This window comes from Paenibacillus sambharensis, assembly GCF_003233845.1.
GTDB lineage: Bacteria > Bacillota > Bacilli > Paenibacillales > Paenibacillaceae > Paenibacillus_I > Paenibacillus_I sambharensis.
This window is the reverse complement of sequence record NZ_QKRB01000053.1, coordinates 276738-294389: the sequence shown is the minus strand read 5'-3', so window position 1 is coordinate 294389 and position 17652 is coordinate 276738. Positions and strand designations below refer to the sequence as shown.

The 17652-nt window shown below is 52.7% G+C and carries 12 protein-coding genes; all 12 read left to right on the top strand.

Annotation, left to right across the window (positions count from 1 at the left end):
- Positions 1-16 precede the first annotated feature (16 nt).
- The 12 genes from DNH61_RS18950 to rnhA all read left to right on the top strand — a co-directional run bounded on the left by DNH61_RS18950 (position 17) and on the right by rnhA (position 17639).
- The gene (locus tag DNH61_RS18950; protein WP_111148280.1) at positions 17-1702 is read left to right on the top strand and encodes an alpha/beta hydrolase; all 1686 of its coding nucleotides are present in this window, start codon (positions 17-19) and stop codon (positions 1700-1702) included.
- 371 nt (positions 1703-2073) lie between these two features.
- Positions 2074-4647 carry a rhamnogalacturonan lyase gene (locus DNH61_RS18945; RefSeq protein WP_111148278.1) on the top strand — a complete coding sequence of 858 codons (2574 nt, stop codon included), beginning with the start codon at positions 2074-2076 and terminating at the stop codon, positions 4645-4647.
- 267 nt (positions 4648-4914) lie between these two features.
- Complete coding sequence (locus tag DNH61_RS18940) at positions 4915-5730, top strand: zinc ribbon domain-containing protein (protein WP_146241088.1); 816 nt, start codon at positions 4915-4917, stop codon at positions 5728-5730.
- 42 nt (positions 5731-5772) lie between these two features.
- Positions 5773-7683: a zinc ribbon domain-containing protein gene (locus DNH61_RS18935; RefSeq protein WP_111148275.1), complete on the top strand. Its 1911-nt coding sequence runs from the start codon at positions 5773-5775 to the stop codon at positions 7681-7683.
- A 195-nt stretch (positions 7684-7878) separates the two neighbouring features.
- A complete protein-coding gene (locus DNH61_RS18930) occupies positions 7879-9003 on the top strand; it encodes a hypothetical protein (RefSeq protein ID WP_111148273.1) in 1125 nt (374 codons plus the stop codon).
- Positions 9004-9353: 350 nt separating this feature from the next.
- Positions 9354-11666 (top strand): glycoside hydrolase family 65 protein, encoded by a 2313-nt coding sequence (locus DNH61_RS18925; RefSeq protein ID WP_111148271.1) that lies wholly within the window; start codon positions 9354-9356, stop codon positions 11664-11666.
- Positions 11663-12334: a beta-phosphoglucomutase gene (gene pgmB / locus DNH61_RS18920; RefSeq protein WP_111148269.1), complete on the top strand. Its 672-nt coding sequence runs from the start codon at positions 11663-11665 to the stop codon at positions 12332-12334. Before DNH61_RS18925 ends, pgmB begins: the two co-directional genes overlap by 4 nt.
- 556 nt (positions 12335-12890) lie before the next feature.
- Positions 12891-13625: an NAD-dependent protein deacylase gene (locus DNH61_RS18910; protein WP_111148265.1), complete on the top strand. Its 735-nt coding sequence runs from the start codon at positions 12891-12893 to the stop codon at positions 13623-13625.
- A 12-nt stretch (positions 13626-13637) separates the two neighbouring features.
- Complete coding sequence (locus DNH61_RS18905) at positions 13638-14021, top strand: (deoxy)nucleoside triphosphate pyrophosphohydrolase (RefSeq protein WP_111148263.1); 384 nt, start codon at positions 13638-13640, stop codon at positions 14019-14021.
- A 455-nt stretch (positions 14022-14476) separates the two neighbouring features.
- The gene (locus tag DNH61_RS18900; RefSeq protein WP_146241086.1) at positions 14477-15460 is read left to right on the top strand and encodes a X2-like carbohydrate binding domain-containing protein; all 984 of its coding nucleotides are present in this window, start codon (positions 14477-14479) and stop codon (positions 15458-15460) included.
- A 307-nt stretch (positions 15461-15767) separates the two neighbouring features.
- Positions 15768-16916, top strand: a complete 1149-nt coding sequence (locus tag DNH61_RS18895; protein WP_111148259.1) for an N-acetylmuramoyl-L-alanine amidase family protein — start codon at positions 15768-15770, stop codon at positions 16914-16916.
- 63 nt (positions 16917-16979) lie between these two features.
- On the top strand, positions 16980-17639 hold the full coding sequence (gene rnhA, locus DNH61_RS18890) for a ribonuclease H (RefSeq protein WP_111148258.1): 660 nt from the start codon (positions 16980-16982) through the stop codon (positions 17637-17639).
- Positions 17640-17652 lie beyond the last annotated feature (13 nt).

Below are 17652 nucleotides of genomic sequence, written 5' to 3'. Positions count from 1 at the left end.
GGGGGAGTTTGGAACAATGGCGTACTATGGAATCTCGCCGCAAACCTCGCTTCGTCCAGGGGCAAGGACAGGCTTGGGCGCGGTACTTATTGCTGTACTGCTGGCCTTCAATGTTATATCGCTGGCTGGGGGCCTGCTGTTCGTCACGGTCATGCCGGATAAATTTGGCGGCTTGTGGAATGCGTACGGACTGCTGATGCTGGTTGTACTGATCGGCAACCCGATTATGGCAGCGAGGGGGGAACAGAACAGAAGACTGGCGTACAGCTATCTTGCCCTGCATACGGCAGGCATGCTGCTGGTCCCGGCTATGAACACAGGCGCTTCGTCGGAGGTGACGAATCTGACATCCAGAAGTCCGCTGGCGATTGCCATTATGCTGCTTCTATTTTTGCTCGGCGGGCTGCTCGCTCTGAATAAGCTGCGTTATCCTGAGCAGGAAATCATGTTCCGGTTCACCGACCGTCCGGGCCGCCTCAAGATTTCGGTGAGAATTGCTGTGATGGTCGTGTGCTGTCTGATTCTGCTCGCGGGCATCTATATCAGCTATGAGCTGCTGACGAAGGAAAGTGCGGGTATTCTGGAAGTGATGGTGCCTGAATATGCGATGTTCCTGGCGCTGATGATGCTCGGGGCCACGGCCCTGCTGCTTAAGCTACGGCGGAACCATTCCGGCGGGTGGTTTAATCGTGTGGTACGGGTTGTCGGCGCTGTGCTCGTCATTATCTTGTTTCTGCCGCTGATCCGGGTGCCGTCCATGCTGAGCAGTGCGGATGCGCAGTATGAGCGGGCGTTCGGGACTAACCCGGATACACTGGTGCATGCAGCATTCATGGATATTCCCTTCTCTATTCCGGAGTACTTCTATGGCACACCATCTGGCGGTTATACGGTGGAGGAGAATATCGTCTATTACGAGGGGACTGAAGGCGTCGATGAAGGCATTAAGCTTCATTACGATGTGTACATGCCTGCAGATTCATCTGAGCAGCTGCCGGGCAGCGGTTCTGTATTGATCCGGATTCACGGCGGCGGCTGGACGATCGGGGACAAGGGTGCGGGCAACTTCGCCGAGGTGAACAAGTACTTTGCCGCTCAGGGCTATGTCGTATTCGACGTTCAGTATGGTCTTAGCAGTGAAAAGAAGTTCATCGATTACGCGGAGGTGCCGGACAATATCGTTGGCGATTTCACCATAGATGATATGGTGAGACATATCGGGCTGTTCACCACGTTCATGGCTGACCGGGCGGAGGAGTACGGAGCAGACCTTTCCTCAGTCTTCATCTCAGGCGGTTCAGCCGGCGGGCAGCTCGCCAATGCGGCCGCCCTTGCCATGGCTGGCGGTGAATACGAGGAGATGCTCGATCCGCGGCTAACCGTGAAGGGAATTATTCCGTTCTATCCGGCTAATGGTCTTCCGGGGTATGTGGGAATAGACGGGACGGAGGAACTCAGCGATCCGGCTCTGCTGGTGGAGGAAGACAGCCCCCCGGCCTTAATCTATCAAGGCACGCATGATGGGATTGTGGCTCCACAGATCGCGGAAGCGTTCCAGGAGGCTTATGAAGCAGCAGGGAACAGCGGGGCTGCCCTGATCTCAATGCCGCTGGCCAGTCATGGCAGCGACATGTATTTCTCCAGCTATTACAATCGTCCGTTCATGTATTATATGGAACGATTCATGTACCAGCATCGGTAGCACCCAGCACCCTTGCAGGACCTATATGGCCTGCGGGGTGCTTTTTTTGTAACAGCTGGCACTTGAAAGCAATGCGGCTCAGCAATTTGCTAATAAGTGGAAAGGGGGACGATTAAGCCTGCCGAAACTCTGTTTTTTCACATAAAAACTCGGATTTTTGCATGTGTGGGGACGATTGGTGAATCTATAATGAAAAGGGAATCGAAAGGACCAGCAGGTCAGAGCTAACGCTGGAGGTGAAGCTGACACGAGGAATGTAAGCGCAATCAGAAGTTGGCTATAGGGAAAATTGACATCAGAGCGGGCGGCTGCCAGGGGAGTGACGGGATGACGAACTTGAACCATGAATACGAACAGGATGGTGATCATGGATGGCAGCAAGGGGTAAATCTTCGATAGCTCGGACTATTATTACAGCGGCTCTGACGGTACCGCTCATGCTGACGGGGGCCTCTGGCTTAACCGCAGCGGAGCTTCAGGGCAAGAAAGGCGGTCAGCGTACAGGCATGCAGCTGGAGAGCTTGGACAGGGGGCTCGTCGCCGCCCATACATCGGAAGGTGTGTTCCTCAGCTGGCGGCTGCTGGCAGAGGAAGCGACAGGTTATTCGGCAGGCGGCCTGACGGGAACGGACTTCCACGTTTACCGTGATGGCAAGCGTATTGCAGCCGTAACGGACAGCACGAATTACCTGGATAAGGATGGAAGTGTGAATGCCAAGTATCATGTAGCTGCCGTATCAGGCGGCAGGGAGATTGATCAGAGCGAGGCTGTATCGCCTTGGGCTGACAGCTACTATGACCTGCCGCTGACCAAGCCGGAGGATGGTGTAACCCCCGCAGGTGAAGCTTATACCTATCGCGCGAATGACATGAGTGTCGGGGATGTGGATGGCGACGGACAGTATGAGTTCTTCGTTAAATGGGATCCTTCCAACTCGAAGGATGTCTCACAGGTCGGTTACACGGGCAATACTTACATTGACTGCTATACCATTGATGGCACGCTGCTGTACAGAATTGATCTTGGCGTCAATATCCGTTCTGGCGCTCATTATACACAGTTCATGGTATACGACTTTGACGGGGACAACAGGGCAGAGCTTATGTTCAAGACCGCACCGGGAACCAAAATCCTCCGGTATGACCGGGAGGGGAATGTCACCTCGGAAAAGTTCATTACGATGCCGAAGGACGATATTGCGGCAGGCTACAGCCATACGGATGATTACCGGATGAGCAGCAGCGGCTACTATGAGCATCTGGTGAAGATGTTCATGGGCTGGCATAGGCACGAAGAGGTTGTAAACGGCAGTTGGCCGAAGACGCTGGAGGAAAGCTGGGGAATTGAACAGCGCTACTCCTATCCGCTGTCTCGCGCTGATGCGGAGAGCCTTGCGGACTACTTTGTAGATGTGTATGCGACTTCCCGCAGTGCTCGCAACAACCTTCGGGCATTCGAGGGCTTCATTCTGGAAGGGCCGGAATATCTGTCGGTCTTTGACGGTCAGACGGGAGCCGAACTGCAGACCATCCATTATAAGCCCGGCCGCCATGACGACGGCCTCATGTGGGGCGATTATGCGATGTCGCGGATCGAGCCGGGCAACCGGGTGGACCGCTTCCTCGCAGGAGTAGCCTATCTGGACGGTAAGAAGCCGTATGCGGTGTTTGCAAGAGGTTATTACACGCGTACCACGCTTGTTTCCTACAGCTGGAACGGCAAGAGTCTTGAGGAATACTGGTATGTGGACAGCGGGTGGACGCCGATGACCAATCCGTTCAACGACGGACCGCATGGGCGGAACGGAACCGATCCGGAATTCGGAACGATTACGACGCAGGGAGCGCATTCGTTCAGCACGGCAGATGTGGACGGGGACGGCAAGCATGAAATTATATACGGCGGGGCAACGATTGATCATGACGGCTCGCTGTTGTACAGCTCCATGGACGTGATGCCGCCGCAAAGCGGAGCGCCTGGAACGACAGCGAGACTTGGCCATGGTGATGCCCTGCATGTTGCTGATATTGATCCAGACCGGCCTGGGCTGGAAATCTTCATGGTCTTCGAAGGCGGGCCTTGGGCACCGTACGGTTATGCACTGCGTGACGCCAAGACGGGCGAGGTCATCTACGGCGGTTATACCGGTAAGGATACCGGCCGCGGTATGATAGGCGACATCGATCCGGCTCACCGGGGCTTGGAAACATGGGCAGTCGGCCTGTGGACGGCGGATGGCGAGCAGATCGGAACCACAATGCCTGGTACGAACATGAATATCAAGTGGGCGGCCAACATGACGACCCAGATCGTGGACGGGGCAATCGATGCCACACCGGTTATCCGCGACTGGAAGCGCGGCATCCTTCTGACCGCGGAAGGAACGCGCACGAATAACCATACGAAGGGCAATCCGTCGCTCGTTGCCGATATCTTCGGCGACTGGCGTGAAGAGCTGCTTGTCCGCACCGTGGACAGCTCGGCGATCCGCATTTATCTGAGCACAGAGGTGACGGACCGCAAGCTCTATACGCTGATGCACGACGCACAGTACCGTACCGGCATTGCCTGGCAGAATTCAGGCTACAACCAGCCGGCCTACCCGAGCTTCTATTTCGCCTCCGATATGGACTGGTCGCAAGTGCCGCTGCACGAGTCTGCAGCCCCTGCACCGGATTCAAGGAATGAGCTGTGCAGCATGCTGACAGGCTACATTGCAGCAGGCGATGTGAAGGGCCCGGTAGCTGACAAGCTGAAGAACTCGCTAAAACAGGCCCTTCACCACGCAGACAAGGGCTCATATGAGCAGGCGATCAAGTTCATGGAGAAGTTCCTGTCAGAGCTGCAGGGCAAGACGAAGAATGATCATATTTCAGAGCTTGCCGCGAACAATCTGACCGCACTGGCCAAGCGGCTGATAACGGAATGGAGCCGGAACGTATAACTGAACCATTGTACACGGGATGATGGGCATTGTGGGGTGAAAGAATCGAAGAGAGAGCTTCCGCAGCTGGCGGAGGCTCTCTTTTTTGTGCCGCAGCCATCATCTTCAATGATTAAATTAGGAAAAAAGTAGGATAAATCATTGTCAAAATTACTCGACTCTATCATAATAGGAAGGAACTTTGACCCATATTAGGGGAAAATGATAGGAATGATCCGGGCTGATGCAGCCTGGGATTCCATACTTTCGATGAAATGAGAGGGAATTATGATGCAATGCTCAAATTGTGGACACACCGGTGAAGGCGGTAATTTTTGCGAGAAATGCGGAACGAGACTAATGCCGTCTGGTTCAGCGGGAGTAGAGACGGCGGCAGCTTCCGCTATGCCAGCTTCCGGGCCTGCTGCTCATCCGGGAGGACAGGCGCAAGCAGGTCCAGGCAGCACAGGACCAACTGTGACGGACCAGCTGAATCCTTACCTGCAGAAGGCGAAATCCGGCTCCAAGATGTACCTGAACTATTTTCTGAATACGCTCAAGAGCCCTTATACAGCAGGACGCCAGATGGGCGGAGAGCAGTTCGTGAACGGGATTATTACCATTGTGCTGTATGCCGTCCTGATTCCGCTTATGTTCTATGCATTAACACTTGGTGAACGGTTCCAGCCATCGTTCGGCAGCATGGTTATTAAACCTGCTATTACCTACGCTATCTTAATGATGCTTGTCACGGTTTACTGCTTCGCTGCTGTCAGATTGGCCAAGTCCCAGGCAGGCTTCAAGGAAGTGGCTGCGAGATTCGGAGCTTTTCTCGTACCATTCGTCGCGCTGCTTGTCGTTGCTTTCGTGTTCGCTGCCCTGAAGTCATCGCTGCTCGGCATATTCCTGCTGCTTGGGTTTGTCGGGGCGATCTTTACCGTTCCCGCCTTCGTTGTAAACAGCTTTAATAACAATCCAGGTACGGGTCTGGATGCGATTTATGGGACGGTCTTAACTTATGTCGCGACATTCATTACCCTTATACTGATGGCATCCTTTCTCGTTGATCAGATTGTCAGACAGCTGCCGTTTTCCTCCTATTAATAGCAACTGTGTGCACTTTACTTTATTGGAGGATAGGACAACATGAGATATTGCCGGGAATGCGGTACTGCCCTTTCGGAAGGGGCCCAATTTTGTAAATCCTGCGGTACATCTGCTTCTACCAGTACAGTTCAGTCTCAGACCGGGCAGCAGCGAACGGTGCAGCAGCAGGTGGTGGCCAAGCCAAGAGCACCGCTACCGAGGAAAGCAAAGATTCAACTTGCAGTGGGTGCATCCTTCGTTATTCTACTTGTGGCAGGATATCTGATCGGCGCTCATCTGACTGGCAAGGAACGGCTGATCGCCGGGTTTGAGCAGGCGCTTAATAAGCAGGATGCCAAGGCTGCTGCCCGTTATCTGACTTCAACCGATGAGCGGCTGGCGATCAATGAGGAATCGGTGGCAGGATTCATGCGTTATTTAGACGCCAATCCGGATGCGGTGAAGGAGGTGGCCGCCAGCCTTCAGCGCCAGTCATCCCGAATGGATGAGGATGCGTCGCTGACAAACGGTTACTACGGTACCCGGGATAATTACGGGCTGGATGGTCTGGTTGTATTGGAGAAGAAGGGCAAACAATTTCTCATCTTCGACAAGTTTGAGCTGACCGTCGAACCTGTCTACTTGACGCTTGAGACCAACTATAAGGATGTCAGCCTGCTCTTGGACGGCAAGGAGCTGGCGGTGACCGACAAGCTTGACTACAGCAAGACGTTCGGTCCTTATGTGCCGGGAATCTACAACCTGGAAGCGAAGCTGAAGAGCCATTATATGGAGCTTTCCCGCACAGAGGAGATTAGTCTAGTCGCAGTGGGCAGTAAGCAAATAGCAGACCTGTATCTGGAGGGACAAGATATATCCGTGTATACCGGGCTGGACGATACAGAGGGTCTTCAAGCCATACTGTTCATTAATGATAACGATACCGGCGTTAATCCGTTCGAGCAGTCTATGATTGGCCCGGTCTTAACGGACGGCTCTATGACAGCATCCATCGAGGTGGAGTATCCATGGGGCAAGATGCAGTCGGGCAAGGCGCCGATTGAGGACAGCTACGTAGATATCAAGCTTGCAGACAACGAGGATTTTCAACAGGGCATTATGGATCTGGTGGTCCTTAACACACGTGAGTTCCTAGAAGCCTTCACATCAGGCAAGGTGGATGGAATGACGACGGCGACAGAGGATTACAAAGCCGGCCTGCAGGAAAGCGTTGAGTACAACCAGCAGCATGGTTACAGTTATGCCGGCAAATATATGGCTACGGACTTTGACCTGGACTCCTTCCGGCTTTACCGGAGTGAAGGGCACTGGTATGTGACGCTTAATACACGTGAGCATGTCGAGGAGGATCACTTCTATCCAGATGAAGAGCCAGTCCTTGAAGAGCTGTCGAATATGTATGAGATTACGCTTGTATATGATGAATCGGCCAAGACGTGGCTGGTTGAGCTAGTCGAAAATAATTATGGCTTCAACGATGAGCATATGGTTACGCATACCGAAGAGAAGCCAGCGCTGTACACCAGCGTTTGGGCTGATGGCGGGGTCGCCGCTGCTGCAGCTTCCGCGTCTGTGGGGTCAGCTCTCGAACAGATGCAGGTCTTCATGAAGGATTATCTAAACGCCTCGGTTGAGGCGATCAATAACCGGGACTTCAGCTATGTATCCCATCTGATGGAACCTTCCGGACCGGCTTACAAGGAATCTGCGGATTATATCGTTTATCTGGAGAAGAAGGGCATTACCGAGGAGCTGCTGGGCGTTAAGGTCCAGAAGGCAGAGGAAGTGAGCGACGGGGCCTACGAGGTGACAACAGCCGAAAAGTATATGATTACCTCTAAGGACGGCACGTCCAAGAACCGCAAGTTCATCTCGAAATACAAGGTGGTGTTCAGCGAAACAGACGGCTGGCTGCTGCATACGCTGATCAGCACGGATGAGGAAGTATAGTTCCCGAGGCATATGTTAACGGGTCCATAGAAGAATGAAGAATGAGAAAGACACTGCAGGACGGGTCAATCCCGAAAGCAGTGTCTTTTTTGTTATTTTATTCGACATGGATAGACCTATTTTGTAATAATTGTGTTAGAATAGAGACATAAGAACTAGTTACATTCTCTCATTTATGTAAGCGGAGGGTCTGCTATGAAGAAGAAACGGCGAATACGAACCATTGTACCGGTTGCAGTCTCTATTGTGCTGTCTCTGTCCATGTTGGCGGCATGCTCGGATAAATATGCGGAACAGCCGGAGGTGGTGCCGCCATCCCCAGGATCACAAGCAGAAGCCGAATCAGGTGTGGTCGGCATCTTATCTGCCGGCGCCGGGCGTACTGCGGCACCTGCGTCAACCGCTGCACTTGCTTCCAATCAGGTCCAGGAGAGTGATCGTCCCGTGCCGCTTCTGGCGGTGGAGACAGTCCAGGCAATGCATGAGGCACTGTCCCGGGGGGACCGCACAGAGTATGCGCAGACTGCGGAGATACCTCGTGTGATGTTCACACCGGAAAGTCTCCAGGAGCTTCAGGAAGAAGCATCCGCGGTGTCTGCTGCCGAACGTACTCTGGAGCTGTATGACAAGTTTCTGTTAACAGCGCCTACCCTGCAGGAGTTTGAACATACATACGGCAGCCAGGCGGAGATCGTAAGGGAGCAGCGGAAGTCTGATTGGGTCCTATGGGTGGTTACACCGCTGGGAGGCGGTGCGAAGGTTGTTGACCGGGTGTCAATTTATGAAGGTGCCTTTGGCCTGGCCGCAGGCGCTGCTCAGGAAGAGCTGGCTGATGCCGGTATACGGGCTGCTATCGAGGACAGACGTTTCCTGTCGGAAATCTATACGACACCGATTCTGCCGCCAGAGCACATGGTTGCGCTGCTATATCAGGCGGCACAGGAGGGGAATGAAGCTGCCTTCACAGCAGCGGCCGGCGGTAAGGAAAGTTATTTTGCCAGACAGGACGAGGCGGCGATGAAGCCGTTCGCAGACTGGGTCAATCGTATCGGTACGGTGGAATCCCTGGTCATTGAGCCGCTTTACCGGGAGGAACTGGTGGAAAGCCGTGTCCAGGACTATGATGTCCGCTATGGGGATAACTGGCACTTCGTGGTCGTATGGGACAGTCTGGATGAGGCGGGTGCACGGGGCACCTACTGGATTCTGACGACAGAGCCTGACGGAACAGGCTACCGGGTGGAGCTGGCTTTCACAACGGAGCTGAACAGTATGTTATCAGCGGAATATTACAGGAATAATGAAGAGCTGGCTGGCTGAGGGAATAGGAAGCCGGAAAGCGGAATACCCAGGTGATATAGGTGAAGGGGGCGCTTCTACAGGGTGCTCTCTTCGACGTTAAGGCACCTGCAGCTTTGATTTTGTCCGGGGGCTGGAGCGGTTGCTGTCCAGGGATGACTGCGGACGGGCAGGGAAATCCACCTTTAATCAAACGTTTGCACAAAAGGGGGTTTAGTTTCGAGAGAAAATAAAAAAATCTAAGAATTTTTGTAGAAAAGCATTCTATTTTTGCTGTGAATTCATTATAATCGGTCTTAGAAACGAAAAAGCTGCACTGTTTAATGCAAACGTTTGCCTAATTGCTAATTAGAGAAAAGGGTGTGCAAACCATGAAGAGACTTAATCAAGTGGACAATTGGAAAATTATTGAGGAAGAGCTTCATAAGGAAGATTTTCGCTTGGCGGAGAGCTTAATGAGCCTTGGTAACGGACACATGGGCATGCGCGGGAACTTCGAAGAAGCGTATACTGGTGATTCGCACCGCGGTTCTTATATTGCGGGTGTCTGGTTCCCGGACAAAACACGCGTGGGCTGGTGGAAGAATGGCTATCCTCACTACTTCGGCAAGGTGATCAACTCGGTCAATTATATCGGTATCCGCGTATTAATCGACGGAGAGGAAGTGGACCTGCACAATGCGACAGTGAAGAACTACTACCGGGAGCTGGATATGCAGCACGGCGTTCTGAAGCGTACCTTCACGATTCTGCAGGGTGAGAAGGAAACCGACATAACAGCTGTTCGCTTCCTGTCTCTTGCGGAGAAAGAACTGGCGGTGATTCGTTACTCGGTGACACCGAAAAATTATAGCGGGACAGTTACCTTCATACCGTATTTGGATGGGGATGTGCGGAACGAGGATTCCAACTATGAGGAAGACTTCTGGCTCGGGGTAGACAGAGATGCAGGGGAATATGAAGCGCACCTGTCCGTCAAGACAAAGGAAAATCCGTTCGAGGCGCCAAGATTCCAGGTATCAGCTGCTATGAAGGTTGCCGTTGATGCTCCTGTCACTAGTGTAACCCATGCTCAGCAGGAGAAATATGTAGAGAACCGTGTAGACGTGAAAGCCGAGCAAAACCAGATGGTGACGCTTTATAAGTATGTGGCTGTAACGACTGACCGGGACCACGAAGCTGGCTTGTTGACGGCTAAAGGCAGGGAAATTCTGGCGCGTGCAGAGGGCAAGGGCTATGCGAAGCTGCTGGATGAGCATCAGCAGGCCTGGCTGCAGCGCTGGGAAATCGCCGATGTCGAAATAGAAGGCGATGCAGAAGCACAGCAGGGGATCCGCTTCAATCTGTTTCAGCTGTTCAGCACCTATTACGGGGAAGATGCACGCCTGAATATCGGTCCTAAAGGCTTTACAGGGGAGAAATACGGCGGTGCAACCTACTGGGATACGGAGGCTTATGCCATTCCGCTGTACCTGTCCACTGCCAAGCCGGAGGTAGCCCGCAATCTGGCGATCTACCGTCATAACCAGCTGGATGGGGCTTATCATAATGCGCGCCAGCAGGGCCTGCAGGGAGCGCTGTATCCGATGGTGACCTTCACGGGCGTAGAGTGTCATAACGAGTGGGAAATCACCTTCGAGGAAATCCACCGCAACGGCGCAATCGCTTATGCCGTGTACAACTATGTGAATTATACGGGAGATCACGACTACCTGCATCAATACGGCATTGATGTTCTGACGGGCATTTCCCGGTTCTGGACGGATCGTGTGCATTATCATGAGAAGAAGGGCCAGTATATGATTCACGGTGTGACAGGTCCTAATGAATATGAGAATAATGTCAATAATAACTGGTATACGAACCGCATTGCAGCCTGGACGTTGGAATACACACTGAAGGTTGTCGGGGAGCTGAAGAGCGGCGGCTACGGCGACCGTGTGCGCAACCTGTATATTACGGACGAAGAAACCGCCAAGTGGCAGGAGATTGTCGATAAAATGTATTACCCGTACAGCGAGGAGCTGGGGGTATTCGTTCAGCATGATACGTTCCTTGATAAAGATTTGAAGACGGTAGATAAGCTTAGCCCGGAGGACCGGCCGCTTAACCAGAAGTGGTCCTGGGACAAAATCCTTCGCAGCTGCTTTATCAAGCAGGCGGATGTACTGCAGGGCATCTACTTCCTGAATGATCAGTTCACAATGGAGGAGAAGCGCCGCAACTTCGAATTCTATGAACCGATGACCGTTCACGAATCCTCTCTTTCCCCTTGTATTCATGCCGTGCTGGCTGCAGAGCTGGGCATGGAGGAGAAAGCCTATGAAATGTACAACCGGACTGCACGGCTTGACCTGGACAACTATAACAATGATACCGAGGACGGCCTGCACATTACGTCCATGACAGGCTCGTGGCTGGCAATTGTCCAAGGCTTCGCGGGCATGCGTACAGCGAATGAGTCGCTCTCCTTTGCACCGTTCATTCCGGATGCATGGGACCGTTACAGCTTCAAGATTGTATACCGGGGGCATTATCTCACGATTAACGTGGATAAAGAGAATGTCACAATATCTCAAGAAGGTCCGGAGCTCATCTTCAGCTTGTACAATGTCAGCTGTACGCTGCCAGCGAACGGTGAGGTTAAAGCAGCCATTGAACGTAAGGCAGAGGTGGCGCTATGAGCAAGCTTCTGCAGGCATTTATCTTTGATCTCGATGGCGTCATTACAGAGTCGGCGGAATATCACTATCTGGCTTGGAAGGCGCTGGCCGAAGAGCTTGGCATTACATTCGACCGGGCATTCAACGAAGAACTGAAGGGTGTATCCCGAATGGAATCCCTGGAGAAAATTCTTGTGCTGGGCGGCCGTCAAGACGAGTTTACGCCTGAGCAGAAGGCCAGTCTGGCGGCGAAGAAGAATGATCATTACGGTACGCTGATCCAGCAGATTACACCGGCGGATATACTGCCGGGAATCGCGCCGCTGCTGGCTGAGATCCGCAGCCGGAATTTGAAGCTTGGGCTTGCTTCGGTCAGCAGGAATGCCTTTACGGTTATGGCATCGCTAGGGCTGAAGGATGAATTTGATGTCATCGTGGATGCTGCCGAAATCAAGAGAGGCAAGCCGGACCCGGAGATTTTCCTGACAGCCGCGCAGCTGCTTGGCGTAGAGCCATCGGCATGTATAGGTGTAGAGGACGCGGTTGTAGGCGTTGAAGCCATTAAAGGCGCAGGCATGTTTGCGGTAGGCATAGGGTCAGAGGAAACGCTGGCGAAGGCCGATCTGGTCTATGCGCACACGGGACTGCTGTCCTATGCGGAGATTGTAGAGAAATTCGATCAGGCCTAGTCTATACACAAAAAACAAGCGCTCCCCGGCATGTTCATTGTCCGGGGGCGCTTCTTTTGTACCCGGTGTGTGGGTTGTTAGAGGAAGATCATACCGAACAGCACCATGATAGAGCAGAAGGCGCTTAAGACGATACTAAGTACTATCGCTGCGGTAGAGACTGCCGCGGTTCTCCCGTTTCTCACTCCGAATAACCCCGCGACGCTGATCACAAGAGCCATTAAACTAAGATACAGAAGTACGTTGAACGGGGGGAGACCTGTCGCCTCTTCGAGCTGCCAAAGGACACTGCCGGACCTGGTCCCCGCATCCAGGAGAAGGAGCACACAGGCTAAAGGAAGAACCAGCGAGCCTATAGAGAGATGCCGGGCATAAGACTGAATAAATTTAGATATGGTAATCACCGCCTATTATTTCCTTATGCTGATCATACCGTGAAGGCTCCCATGGTACAAGGAGGAAAAGGAGGGTTTGCTGCGGATAAGCCGTATTTTTTGGCTCCTGGGATGTGGGGTGATACAATAGCTCTATAGGCTAGGTTAAGGAGGGAACGTCAGTGGAGGATCGGTATAATGAATTGAAGCAGCTTGTTGATGGCGGGGGCACGATCGTGTTTTTCGGAGGGGCGGGTGTTTCGACCGAAAGCCATATTCCGGACTTCCGCTCTGCCACCGGTTTGTATCAGATGGAGAACCAGCAGGCGTATCCGCCTGAGCGGATCTTGAGTCATAGTTTTTTTATGGAGCATACGGCGCAATTTTATGACTTTTACCGCAGCAAGATGATTTACCGGGATGCGAAGCCCAATCCTGCCCACCTGGCGCTTGCCAGACTTGAACAGGAGGGCCGTTTAAGTGCGGTCGTTACGCAGAATATAGACGGGCTGCACCAGGCGGCAGGCAGCAGGCGTGTATTAGAGCTTCATGGCTCCGTACAGCGGAATTATTGTATGGACTGCAAGGCCTTTTACAGCTTGGAAGATGTATTGGAAATGTCTGGCGAGATACCGGTTTGCTCCAAATGCGGAGGGACAATCAAGCCGGATGTCGTCCTGTATGAAGAGATGCTGGACATGGACGTGCTTGAGGAAGCAGCCAACGCAATAGCAGCAGCGGATATCCTGATTGTGGGCGGGACATCGCTTACAGTTAACCCTGCGGCAGGCCTTGTCCGTTATTACCCAGGCAATAAGCTGGTGCTTATTAATCAGTCGGAGACACCGTATGACAGCCGGGCGCGGCTGCTGATCAAGGACCGGATTGGTGCGGTTCTTGGCTCGTTGTTCAACTAAGGAGATGATCAAGTGATTGACGTAGGAGCGGCAGTTATAGAGGATGAACGCGGTTATATCCTTATTGCCCGGCGCAAGCAGGGAAAGCCTGAGGAGGGACTCTGGGAGTTTCCCGGCGGCAAGCTGGAAGAGGGGGAAACGGTACAGAGCTGCATTAAGCGGGAGCTTCTGGAAGAGATGAACCTGGACGTTGAGCCCGGCGAGCTTCTCGGTACGAATATCCATGCTTATGGGGAGCGTGTCATACGCCTGCATGCCTGCATGGCTGCCTATAAGGGGGGAGAAGTGCAGCTGACGGACCATGACCGGTATACATGGGTTGCGCGGAATGAGCTTCGCATGTTTGATTTTGCCCCGGCCGATATCAAGTTTGTCGACATGCTGGCAGCAGAATAAGATCCTCCTTGAAGAATGAATGATGGGCCGCATACATAATTGATTGATGAAGGTGTCAGACGGGAGGGTCTGATGACACATGAATGTCGAAGATCGCGGACACCAGTTCGGGGTTAGTGAGGAGATAAGAGGCTGGTAAGCCGGTCAAGCAGGGGCTGTCTCAGAAGTCATAAGGACCTAGGGACGCCCCTCTTCCATTGTCAAAATCTGAAGAAGACGTTGCTTAGCAAAGTGAAACCGGCCGAAAACTTTGATGAACCTTACCATCGCTATTCGCCTTCAAAAGGCCGATTCTGTTCTGTAACGAAAGTGAGCGTTGTTAGAGAAGTTCAGTGAAGAGGAGAGTTTCCTGAGAACATCTTAAATAATTGGGAAATCTGTAATTTACTAATGAAAATTGTAGAATTATGAAGGCACTTAATGAATGCGCTTACATGATATAGCGGCTTGTTGTTGTGTGCGGCGAGTGGAACGACCCGGAGAAAATGCTGGCGTCCTTCACCGCACCGAATGACCCCAATGTAGCTGTAACGGTACATTACTATCCGTATCAGTTCGCCTCGAACAGCTGGAATATGCCGGTATGGAATACGCCGGAGAACAAGGCAAGCGTGGCGGGCATCTTCAAGCAGCTGCATGACAAATATGTGGCGAAGGGCATTCCTGTTATCCTTGGCGAATATGCGATGATGAGCGACATCGTCTATTGGCCGGAAGCACGCTTCTTCATGGATAACGTGAACAAGGAAGCCTACAAGAACGGCATTACCACCATGTTCTGGGATGACGGCTGGAACAGCGGCTTTGACCGAGTGAACCTGAAGATGAAACCGGATAACTATATCAAGTACATTCTTAACGCCGCGCAGGGCATCCCGAATTCCTTCGTCTGGCCGGGTGAGTTCTATATCCGCGAAGGCAGTCCGGTAACGGATATTACAGCAGCGCTGGATCTGTACGGCAACACGCTGACAGATGTATACAATGGTACGGCCAGGCTTACGCGCGGTATGGATTACACGGTAAGCGGCACAACGTTTACCTTGAAGGCAAGCTATCTGAACAAGATTCTGGATGCGAGCAAGCTGGGCCAGCAGGCGGTGCTGACCTTCAAGTTCAGCCAGGGCGCGGATAACGAGGTCAATGTCATCCGTTACAAGCCAGCAACGGTGCAGCCGCTCCTTATTAATAAATCACAGCCGTTCACCGGCGATCTCGTGGTGCCGTTCAACTATAACGGCATGAAGATCAAGCATGCATGGGCGGTGGATGAGACCGGCCAGCCAGTGGATAAGGTGAACAACTGGACGAAGTATCTGGAATGGGGCGGCGACTATACGTATGACAATAAGAGCACGGTTACCTTCCGTAAGGATTTTGCGAACATGTTTGACCGCAATGCTACAGTAACCTTCGAAATGTGGCCGTCTGGAACGTAATGACTGGAGCACCTACACCCAGACCGATGACTATTCCTTCAATGCCACTGCGGCGAGTCATGTGGATGCAGCCAGGATTACTGGCTATATATCTGGCAGTCTGGAGTGGGGGATAGAGCCCTAAATAGAATAATTTATACTTGAGCCGATTAGAGGATGGTCAATTCTGGTTAATTCCAGAAGGGCCGTTCTCTTTTTTTTTTGCCGTCACGGAAGTAATTTGGTCAATTGGAATCTACGAACCTTTTGACCCTGCGGCCAAGATTGATATAATGATAGAACATTCTACCAACAAAGCGAGGTAATTATGCGAGCATTCATGTTGACAGTCTTTGTTGTATGCGTAGTTGTGAGCTTGACATGGTCTTCGTTCGGCGCAGCCGGAACAACGGGCACTCTGTACAAGGTTTATGCAGATTCACTTAATGTACGAAGTGAACCGGCCAAAGGCGCTGAGGTTGTCGGAAAGCTGAACAGTGGCGACTTGGTGAGAGTAACCAAGGAAACGCATGGGTGGATGAACGTAACGAACGAGCATGTAACCGGATGGGTGGCAGGCTATTATCTTAAGAAGGTAAATGGTGCCGCCGTTCAGACAGCAGCTGTTACAACCGCATCTGGAAGCAGTAAGGCATCCACAGCGGCGGCTGTAAGCACGAGCAGAACAAACGCCACCGTAACAGCGGATACGCTGCGTGTCCGGTCGGGCCCTGGGCTAGGGTACCGGGTTGTAACCGGGGTGAAGAAGGGAGACCTTCTGATCGTGCTGGAAAGCCGTGAAGGCTGGCTCAAGATACGTACGGAAGCAAAGGAAGAGGGCTGGGTGTCAGCGGATTATGTGGCGCTCACCAGCACATCAGCCGGCTTGGCTGTGACCACAGCCTCTATAAGCGGTGGAGGTTCCACAGGTTCTCTCAGTGGAAGAACGATCGTGGTCGATCCTGGCCACGGGGGCAGTGACCCCGGCATGATCGGTACTACATATGAAACTGTTGAGAAGGAAATTAACCTGTCCACTTCCATGTATCTGGCAGAGGAATTAAGAGCACGCGGTGCTAAGGTAGTTATGACACGGACAAGCGATGATGGCAAGCCATCTCTTGCCGAGAGGGTCAGATTAGCTTCAACCTCAGGCGCTTCTGCCTTCGTAAGCATTCACTATAATTCCTCTCCGAAGCAAACATCAGGAACGCTCACCTTCTACTACTCGAAGGATAAGGATGAGCCGCTTGCGCGGGCAATCGAAACCCGGCTTGGCCAAGCAGACACAGGCATCAAGAGCAATGGCATTGCATTCGGCGACTACCATGTTCTGCGGGAAAATGCTGTTCCGTCCGCCCTCGTGGAGCTTGGATTCCTTACCAACGAGCGTGATGAAGCACAGGTTCGTACAACGTCCTACCAGCGTAAGGCAGCAGCCGCCATTGCGGATGGACTGCAGGACTATTGGAAATGATGGGATCAAACGGGTCAGAAGCGATTCCGACCGCAGCCGGAATAAAAGGAGCCGAACAACCTAATGGCGCAGAGTAAATATTATGTTGTATGGGCCGGTCATAAACCGGGCATCTATACGAGCTGGGCGGAATGCCAGAAGCAGGTCAATAAGTTTCCGCAGGCAAAGTTCAAGTCCTACGGCTCGCAGGCTGAGGCAGAGAAGGCATTTAAGGAAGGGGCCGGAGCCCATTGGGGACAGGGAAGCGCCAAGAGCGGAGGCGGTTCTGCCAGCGGCTTCAGACGGCCGGCGGCTGTCACCCTGGAGGAAGCCGGTGAGATCGATTACGACAGCATCTCGGTCGATGTCGGCACGCGCGGCAATCCTGGGCCAGTAGAATACAAGGGCGTTGACACACGTACCGGTGAGATTCTGTTTGCATACGGACCGGTCAGCAAGGGGACCAACAATCTCGGTGAATTTCTGGCTATTGTCCATGCGCTGGAATATCTTCAGGAACGCGGCAGCAGCAAGACGGTGTACAGCGATTCGGTTAACGCGATGAAGTGGGTCAGGCAGAAGGCGGTAGCCACCACGCTTCCCCGCGATGCATCGACCCGCGAGATCTGGTTCCTGATTGATAAGGCCGAGCAATGGCTGCGGACTCACACCTACCCGAATAAGGTTTTAAAGTGGCAGACTCACCTGTGGGGCGAAATAAAAGCGGATTATGGCAGGAAGTAAGAAGGAGCCATGG

What these genes read in the sequence shown, in the direction of transcription:
- DNH61_RS18950 (WP_111148280.1), top strand. Translation starts at nt 17, where the DNA reads ATGGCGTACTATGGAATCTCGCCGCAAACCTCGCTTCGTCCAGGGGCA.
- DNH61_RS18945 (WP_111148278.1), top strand. Translation starts at nt 2,074, where the DNA reads ATGGCAGCAAGGGGTAAATCTTCGATAGCTCGGACTATTATTACAGCG.
- DNH61_RS18940 (WP_146241088.1), top strand. Translation starts at nt 4,915, where the DNA reads ATGATGCAATGCTCAAATTGTGGACACACCGGTGAAGGCGGTAATTTT.
- DNH61_RS18935 (WP_111148275.1), top strand. Translation starts at nt 5,773, where the DNA reads ATGAGATATTGCCGGGAATGCGGTACTGCCCTTTCGGAAGGGGCCCAA.
- DNH61_RS18930 (WP_111148273.1), top strand. Translation starts at nt 7,879, where the DNA reads ATGAAGAAGAAACGGCGAATACGAACCATTGTACCGGTTGCAGTCTCT.
- DNH61_RS18925 (WP_111148271.1), top strand. Translation starts at nt 9,354, where the DNA reads ATGAAGAGACTTAATCAAGTGGACAATTGGAAAATTATTGAGGAAGAG.
- pgmB (WP_111148269.1), top strand. Translation starts at nt 11,663, where the DNA reads ATGAGCAAGCTTCTGCAGGCATTTATCTTTGATCTCGATGGCGTCATT.
- DNH61_RS18895 (WP_111148259.1), top strand. Translation starts at nt 15,768, where the DNA reads ATGCGAGCATTCATGTTGACAGTCTTTGTTGTATGCGTAGTTGTGAGC.
- rnhA (WP_111148258.1), top strand. Translation starts at nt 16,980, where the DNA reads ATGGCGCAGAGTAAATATTATGTTGTATGGGCCGGTCATAAACCGGGC.